Source organism: Streptococcus mitis (assembly GCF_001074635.1).
Lineage (GTDB): Bacteria > Bacillota > Bacilli > Lactobacillales > Streptococcaceae > Streptococcus > Streptococcus mitis_E.
The window spans coordinates 1-7,795 of record NZ_JUQO01000176.1; the positions used below are offsets into that span (position 1 = coordinate 1).

Here is a 7,795-nt window from a genome sequence, read left to right on the forward strand (position 1 = left end):
GTTAAAGTGTGAACAGGACGAATGTATTCAAAAGTGTTGTTAGCCCAGTGCATGCTGACAGGGAAAGTCAATGACTTCAAAACATCTACAACACCAGGAACAATTGCTTCAACTGCTTGACCAACTTCTTCCTTAGTGACATAGACATACTCTTCACCCTTGATTTCACGGAATTCGATATCTTCAACAGTCAAGCCTTTTCCACGGACAAATCCTTGAGCTGCTTTGGTGAAGTTTCCATCGCTATCCAAGGCAATTTTCTTTGCTGGACCCTTGAAATCTTCTGTCAAATCAGCCTGTTTGTCTGATAAACCAGTCACACGAACAGCCAAACGACGTGGTGTTGAGAAGGTCTGAATAGCTTCAAAAGACAGGCGGTTTTCCTTGAGGAAGGCTGCCATTTTTTCGCCTAGTTGTTTTTCACTTGGTGTGACAACATAGGCTGGTAATTCTTCAAGACCGAGTTCTACTAATAAGTTTTTTGTCATGTTTTTTCTCCGAAAAGTATCTTTTTATTTTCCAGCTTGCCTTATGTGATTGGCACGCAAGCAACCAACTTCGTTGTTTCATTGCTAAAATTGGAGTCAAAAGTCTCCAATTTTGCCTAGTATCCTTAGCTTCACTAAGGATACCTTCATCACTGCGGCAACTGGTTCAGGGCTCACACTGTTAGCCCATTTTCGTAATTTGTCACTTTCTTTATTCCGCGTCTTCTGCTAAGAGTTTAGCTCGTGTTGCTTCATCCAAAAGTGGGTAGCCTAGGCGTTTGCGTTCTGCGACAAAGGTTTTGGCTACGACACGGGCTAGGTTACGAATACGAGCGATATAGCCTGCACGCTCGGTTACGGATACGGCACCACGCGCATCAAGCAGGTTAAAGGTGTGTGAACATTTGAGAACATAGTCATAGGCAGGGTGCACCAATCCTTCTTCCAAGGCACGACCAGCTTCTTTTTCAAACTTATCAAAGTTTTCCAGCAACATTTCTTGATCTGAAATTTCAAATGAATATTTTGAGTGTTCGTACTCAGGCTGGATAAAGATTTCTCCATATTTTACACCATCAGCCCACTCGATATCATAGACAGAATCAACCTCTTGGATGTAAGAAGCTAAACGCTCCAAACCATAGGTAACTTCCGCAGTCACAGGGCCAGTTGCCAATCCACCGACTTGTTGGAAATAAGTGAACTGAGTAATTTCCATTCCGTCAAGCCAAACTTCCCAACCAAGACCAGCTGAACCAGTAGAAGGATTTTCCCAGTTGTCTTCAACGAAACGAATATCGTGCTCCAAAGGATTGATACCCAATTTTTCCAGAGACTCAAGGTAAAGTTCTTGGATGTTTGATGGAGATGGCTTCATGACCACCTGGAATTGGTGGTGTTGGTAAAGACGGTTAGGATTTTCTCCGTAACGACCGTCAGCAGGACGACGTGATGGCTCTACATAAGCCGCATTCCATGGCTCAGGTCCGATAGCACGAAGGAAAGTGTAAGGACTCATTGTCCCCGCACCTTTTTCATTATCATAAGCCTGCATAAGCATACAACCTTGGTCATTCCAAAATTGTTGCAAAGTCAAAATAATTTCTTGAAATGTTAATTTCTTAGACATTGTTTACTCCTTTAATTTATATTATCTTCTTAGATTTATTTATCAAGCAACCAAGAAAAGGCTGGGTCCTGAAAAATATGACGTTTAGGAACAGTTTGTAAATTCTGATCGCATTCATCTATTGTACCTAATTTCAAAGCACAGACTTCTGGTATATTTTCTTGAACAGTGAAAATTTGACTATGACAGTTCTGGCAGTAATAGCGTTGTTTCCCTGGAGATGAACTATAGGTAACCAAATTCTCTTCTCCATACAATATCATATTTTTACTGCTAACTTTGGCATTCACTGTATAAGCAGACGCAGTTGCTTTCCGACAAAATGAGCAATAACAAAAAACTAATTCCGATAATTCCTCATCTAGAGTGTAGGTCACTGCTTTACATAAACAAGATCCTTTAAGCATTATGCTCCTTTCTACTTAGGTATTAGACAAAATCAAAAAGAACCGAATTTCAACACCCAAGCCTTGCGACTAGGGGCGTCAGAAACGCGGTTCCACCCTAATTTATTACTTCATTATCTTTGAAAATACTACAGAAAGCGCCAGTTCTTTATTTTGTCCTACTTGGCTCCCACTATCCCAAGCTCGCTTGAAGAACGCCATAAGACTTTCTTTCCTGTTGACTATTATATCAAAAATTGGAGTAATGTACAATTCTTTTTATGATTTTCTAGAAATCCATATCATCAACTCGTGGAGCACCAGACTGAACAGCAATCACTTTTAAGGTTTCACGTTCCTCATGATTCAGTTCAATTTCAAAACAATCAAGATTAGCCTGAATACGAGACGCTGTGACAGATTTCGGAAGCGGTAAAAATCCTTCTGCTAAGCTCCATGCCAAGGCTATCTGAGCAACAGACTTTCCATGATTTGCTGCGATTTCTTGCACTTGCTTGCTATCAAACAGTTCTCCCTGACCAAAAGGTCCCCAAGCTTCCAATAAAATTCCTTTTTCTCGACAGTAATCTACGACTTCCTCTTGATACACACCTGGAGCCAAGCGAACTTGATTGACCGCTGGAACGATAGTTGCTGTTTCAAGCAAGGCATCCAAATGATGGGGAAGGAAATTACTAACTCCAATAGCACGGATTTTGCCTTCTTGATATAGGTCTTCCATAGCTCTCCAAACTTCTGAATTTCGGATTTTCCAGTGGTTATTTTCTCTGAGCGGTTTTGGATTTGGCCAATGAATCAAATACAAATCCAAATATTCCAAGCCCAGCTTCTTTAAAGACTCTTCAAAAGCCTGACGAGTTTGCTCATAGTTGTGATTTGTATTCCAGAGTTTGCTGGTTACAAAAATTTCCTCACGCGGAACGCCACTATCTTGAATGGCACGACCAACGCTTTCTTCATTTTTATAAATAGCTGCCGTATCTATATGGCGATAGCCTGCCTTTAAAGCCTCTAGTACAGCTTGATAGGCAATCTCTCCATTTTCAGCTTTCCAGGTTCCAAATCCCAGTACTGGAATCGTAACACCATTATTTAAAATATAAGATTTCATTATTTTTCCTTTCTATGAGAAGAAAATCCAAAGAAACAAATTCTCAAAGAAAACTTATCTCTTTAGATTTTGTGTATTATTGGTCACGGTCGTAATAGAGCTGGTGAGGTTTAAGACGAGTATCTAACAAATCTGGAATTGTCACAAAGTCATAACCTTGCCCTTTCAAATAGTCAATAACCTTTGGTAGAGCATTTACCGTCTCAGCATGGATATCATGCATAAGAATAATAGAACCATTCTTGACTTCACGCTGAATTTCTGTCAAAATAGATGCTTCATTTTTACTCTTCCAGTCCAGACTATCTACATCCCACATAATAAAGCTCAAATCTAAGCTTTTGCGAATGTCGTCTGTAATGGCTCCATAAGGGGGACGCATAAGTTTAGAGCTAGAACCCAGCACCTTAGTTAGCGCATCCTCAGTATCAGTTATTTGTTTTTTAGCGTCATCAAGCGAAAGTTTTGAAAGAACTGGATGGCTCCAACTATGGTTTCCAATGACATGACCATCTGCTTTCATACGTTTCAAAATCTCTTCATTGCCAGAAACATTCTTACCTAAAACAAAGAAAGTCGCCTTAATACCATACTTAGAAAGTGTATCTAATGCTTGATTTGTCGTCGCAGGATTTGGTCCATCATCAAAAGTCAAGGCCACTACTTTACGATTTTTCTTTTCAAAATAAGCTTTATAAAGTTCCGCATCCTTATCTAGCAAATATGAGGACTGAATAACTTCAAAGAAACTAGATACTGGCAAGGCAATCTCATCCAGATTTTCAACAGGCTGACTCGGATAAATAAGAATTTGGCTATCCTTATAATCAAAATTCCATGCAGACAAGTCTTGGTCAGACAAACCTTTAACAATCTGATCAATCTTTTCTTGTTCCAATTTCTTATCTTGTAAGAAAGAAGTCAGTTCTTTTAACAGCTTCTCTTTAGCCTTACTAGCATCTGAAAATAGTTGATCAAGGGTAAAAGTTTTACCATCTTCTGTCAAATGCACTTTTGCTAGACTAGTTTTTTCAGTCTCTTCAACTTTTGACGAAGTTAAATCATAGACTTGTTTTATCACACTTCGGTTGACAATCCCTTTTAAAGTCGAATCCTGTTTCTCCGTATAATAAAAAACCAGATTTTCCTTATCCTCTAGATTGTCTTTAATATCCTGTGTCATAATTCCCTTTATAGACGAAATCACTTGCTCCCCTTGGAGAGGATAATATGCAATTACTTCGGCTTTTCCCTTGCGAAAATGATCCTTCTGATTTCCCTCACCCAATTGATCATCTTTCTCTTTTTTGAGCGATTCAATCTTTTGTTCAAAACTTTGTTTTGTGTATATTTTGTATCCAATCATTGAACCAAGGACACAAATACTTACTGAGAAGATAGCTACTAGGGCTATTAAACTCATTCTTATCTTATCGTGATTCTCACGATTTGCTCTACTTTTATCCATAAGACCATCATATCAAATTCAAGCTATAATTTCAATGATTTGGGAGGAAATAGTATATTAAAAAAGAGGGGAAGTCCCCCTCTTTAGATTTTATTTAACTGCTTCTTTCAAAGCATCTACCTTATCCAAGCGTTCCCATGGAAGATCAATATCTGTACGTCCCATGTGTCCATAAGCCGCTGTTTGACGGTAAATTGGACGCTTAAGGTCCAGCATTTGGATAATCCCTGCAGGGCGAAGGTCAAAGATTTGACGGGCTGCTTTTTCAAGCTTACCTTCAGCTACTCTTCCTGTACCGAAGGTATCGATACGAACAGAGACAGGCTGCGCAACACCGATAGCGTAAGCCAATTGTACTTCCGCCTTCTTAGCAAGACCCGCTGCAACGATATTCTTGGCAATATAACGAGCCGCATAAGAGGCTGAACGGTCCACCTTAGTCGCATCTTTACCAGAGAAGGCACCACCACCGTGACGAGAGTAGCCACCATAGGTATCCACGATAATCTTACGACCAGTCAAGCCTGAGTCTCCTTGAGGTCCACCGATTACAAAGCGACCAGTTGGATTGATGAAGAATTTTGTTTGCTCATCCAAGTAAGAGGCTGGAATAACCTCTTTGATAACCTTGCTAATGACATCATTGTGAATTTGTTCGTTGCTGACTTCTGGATCGTGCTGAGTTGAAATAACAACTGTGTCCACACGTACTGGACGGTCATTTTCATCATACTCAACCGTAACTTGTGATTTTGCATCTGGGCGAAGATAGCTAATTTCCCCAGACTTACGAAGTTCTGCCAGACGACGAACCAATTTATGACTGAGTGAGATTGGCAATGGCATGAGCTCTTCTGTTTCATCCACTGCAAATCCAAACATGAGCCCTTGGTCACCAGCACCAATCAAGTCAAGTGGATCTTGGTCTGCATTCCCACGGACCTCCAAGGCTTCGTTAACACCTTGGGCGATATCCGGTGACTGCTCAACAAGTGACGGATGGACTCCCACTGTCTCAGCAGAAAATCCATATTCTGTATTGGTATAGCCAATCTCTGCAATGGTATCACGAACCACACGGTTAATATCCACATAGTCATTTGTAGATATTTCACCAAAAACATGGACGGAACCAGTATATACAGCTGTCTCAGCAGCAACGTGCGCCTCTGGATCCTTGGCTAAAATAGCATCCAAAATCGCATCTGAAATTTGGTCTGCAATCTTATCTGGATGCCCCTCAGATACAGATTCAGACGTGAATAATTTACGTTCTGACATAAAAATGTCCCCCCTTAAAAATAGTGTTATAGAGTTACAAAGTACTGATAGGAAATTTCTTAGTGCTGAATACCTACCATCTTATCGGGACTATATAACTTTACCATTATACCATTTTTAGGCGCAATTTGCAGTCTATAATGTAGTGTTTCTGTATAGATAGTTCGTTGCTAACTTCTCAAAGTAACTTCCACTTGGATGGTCAAAGTGGAAGTTAGTCTCAGACGAATTCCCACTGATTTCACGCGTTTTTCTCATACTAAAAGCTAGGTTGGGGGAAACTGGAAGTTAGTTTGGGAATTTACCGATAGTTCGTTCTCATAAATAAAAAAAGTTGGAGCTCAGTACTCCAACAATTACTATTAAAATGTTTGGCGTTTAGCTTTACGCTCTGCACGACCGCGAGCGCGATTTTCAGCACGCTTGGTTTTGCGGCGCTTTTCATCAACCGCCCATTGAATTTTCTTCTTATAACCCGGTTTGACTTTTTTCTTTTTCTTTTTAACCAAACCAATCATTTCGATATCAAGTTTATCTTGTTTTTTCTCACGGTTGGCACGACGATCACGGTCATAGGTATCTTGAAATTCCCCGTCTTTGACCATCTTAGGAGTAAACTTGATTCCCAATTTCTCCAACTCACGGATATCCGAATCATCGCTTGGCTGGTAAAGAGTAATAGCTGTACCTGGTAGGCCATTGCGTCCAGTACGACCAACACGGTGTACAAAGAAGGACAAGTCTTGCGGAATGGCATCATTGATAACATGGCTGACACCTTCAATGTCAATTCCACGCGCTGCCAAATCTGTTGCGACAATATACTCAAAATCCAGATTTTTCACCTGATTCATGATACGCTTGCGCTCACGAGGGGCAATATCTCCATGAATCTTTGCAACTTTCAAACCTTGAGCAGTCAGATATGAATGCAATTCATCAGCACGCGTTTTAGTGTTAACAAAAATCATTGCCAAATACGGTTGCATCAACTGAGTCAACTGATAAATTTGAGCATTCTTGTCACGTCCCTTAGTAGAAATCAACCAATTATCAATGGTATCAGAAATGACCGTTTTGGTCTTGATTTTCTCCATGACAGGATTTGACAAGTATTTTTTCAAGAATGGTTGCAACTTTTGTGGAATAGTCGCTGAGAAGACCATGAATTGCAGGTCTTTTGGAAGGCTACCAGCAATCTTATCAACAGTTTCCAAGAATCCCATATCCAAGGTCATATCTGCCTCATCGACCACAAAGGTCTTGGCCTTGTGAATAGCCAAATCACCGGATTTAACCAAGTCGTAGATACGGCCTGGTGTTCCAATAACAATATGAGGCTGATTGCTTGCCAATTTCTCAATCTGGCGAGCCTTATCCGTACCACCCACATAATTAACCACACGAACTTCGACATCTGAGTGAGCTGCAATCTGACGCGCTGCTTGGTAAATTTGAGTAGCCAACTCACGACTCGGTGCAGTAATCACTGCTTGTACACTATCGCTAGCTTCATCTAATTGCTGGAAAATCGGTAACAAGAAAGTGTGAGTCTTACCCGAACCTGTTTTTGATTCTCCAACCAAATCCCGGCCTGCCAAGACAATGGGAATCAACTTATCTTGTACCTCTGTTGGAGTTGTAAATTTCAACTCCTCCAAGGCTTCTCTAATATAGTTTTTAAATTGAAATTTCGTAAATGACATAATATCCTCGATTCTATCTATCTTATCAATTATACCACATTTTATTCCATTTCAGTAGTCTCACTTATTTAGGCTATTTCCAGTACCTTTTCTAGTCAGAAAAAGGCTGGAATTTTATAATCCCAACCTCTTTTCATACTCAATGAAAATTAAAGAGCAAACTAGGAAGCTAGCCGCAGGTTGCTCAAAACACTGTTTTGAGGTT

The 7,795-nt window shown here is 40.2% G+C and carries 7 protein-coding genes; all 7 read right to left on the bottom strand.

All coding sequences use genetic code 11. The annotated features are described in order from the left end of the window. Positions 1-488: glycine--tRNA ligase subunit beta (locus ADI58_RS07215; RefSeq protein WP_049522014.1), on the bottom strand; the 488-nt coding region annotated here is incomplete at its 3' end. 211 nt (positions 489-699) lie between these two features. Then, on the bottom strand, positions 700-1,617 hold the full coding sequence (glyQ, locus tag ADI58_RS07220; protein ID WP_000038733.1) for a glycine--tRNA ligase subunit alpha: 918 nt from the start codon (positions 1,615-1,617) through the stop codon (positions 700-702). A gap of 35 nt (positions 1,618-1,652) precedes the next feature. After that, positions 1,653-2,024, bottom strand: a complete 372-nt coding sequence (locus tag ADI58_RS07225) for a GFA family protein (RefSeq protein ID WP_049522015.1) — start codon at positions 2,022-2,024, stop codon at positions 1,653-1,655. A 268-nt stretch (positions 2,025-2,292) separates the two neighbouring features. Continuing rightward, entirely contained in the window at positions 2,293-3,135 is an 843-nt protein-coding gene (locus ADI58_RS07230; protein WP_049522016.1) for an aldo/keto reductase, read from the bottom strand. 76 nt (positions 3,136-3,211) lie between these two features. After that, positions 3,212-4,603, bottom strand: a complete 1,392-nt coding sequence (pgdA, locus tag ADI58_RS07235) for a peptidoglycan-N-acetylglucosamine deacetylase PgdA (RefSeq protein ID WP_049522017.1) — start codon at positions 4,601-4,603, stop codon at positions 3,212-3,214. 90 nt (positions 4,604-4,693) lie between these two features. Then, the gene (gene metK, locus ADI58_RS07240) at positions 4,694-5,884 is read right to left on the bottom strand and encodes a methionine adenosyltransferase (RefSeq protein ID WP_049522018.1); all 1,191 of its coding nucleotides are present in this window, start codon (positions 5,882-5,884) and stop codon (positions 4,694-4,696) included. A gap of 362 nt (positions 5,885-6,246) precedes the next feature. Beyond that, positions 6,247-7,590, bottom strand: a complete 1,344-nt coding sequence (locus ADI58_RS07245; protein WP_049522019.1) for a DEAD/DEAH box helicase — start codon at positions 7,588-7,590, stop codon at positions 6,247-6,249. Between the last annotated feature and the right edge of the window lie 205 nt (positions 7,591-7,795).

Bases quoted from the DNA above. Each gene is read 5' to 3' on its own strand.
- glyQ (WP_000038733.1), bottom strand. From the start codon at position 1,617: ATGTCTAAGAAATTAACATTTCAAGAAATTATTTTGACTTTGCAACAA.
- ADI58_RS07225 (WP_049522015.1), bottom strand. From the start codon at position 2,024: ATGCTTAAAGGATCTTGTTTATGTAAAGCAGTGACCTACACTCTAGAT.
- ADI58_RS07230 (WP_049522016.1), bottom strand. From the start codon at position 3,135: ATGAAATCTTATATTTTAAATAATGGTGTTACGATTCCAGTACTGGGA.
- pgdA (WP_049522017.1), bottom strand. From the start codon at position 4,603: ATGGATAAAAGTAGAGCAAATCGTGAGAATCACGATAAGATAAGAATG.
- metK (WP_049522018.1), bottom strand. From the start codon at position 5,884: ATGTCAGAACGTAAATTATTCACGTCTGAATCTGTATCTGAGGGGCAT.
- ADI58_RS07245 (WP_049522019.1), bottom strand. From the start codon at position 7,590: ATGTCATTTACGAAATTTCAATTTAAAAACTATATTAGAGAAGCCTTG.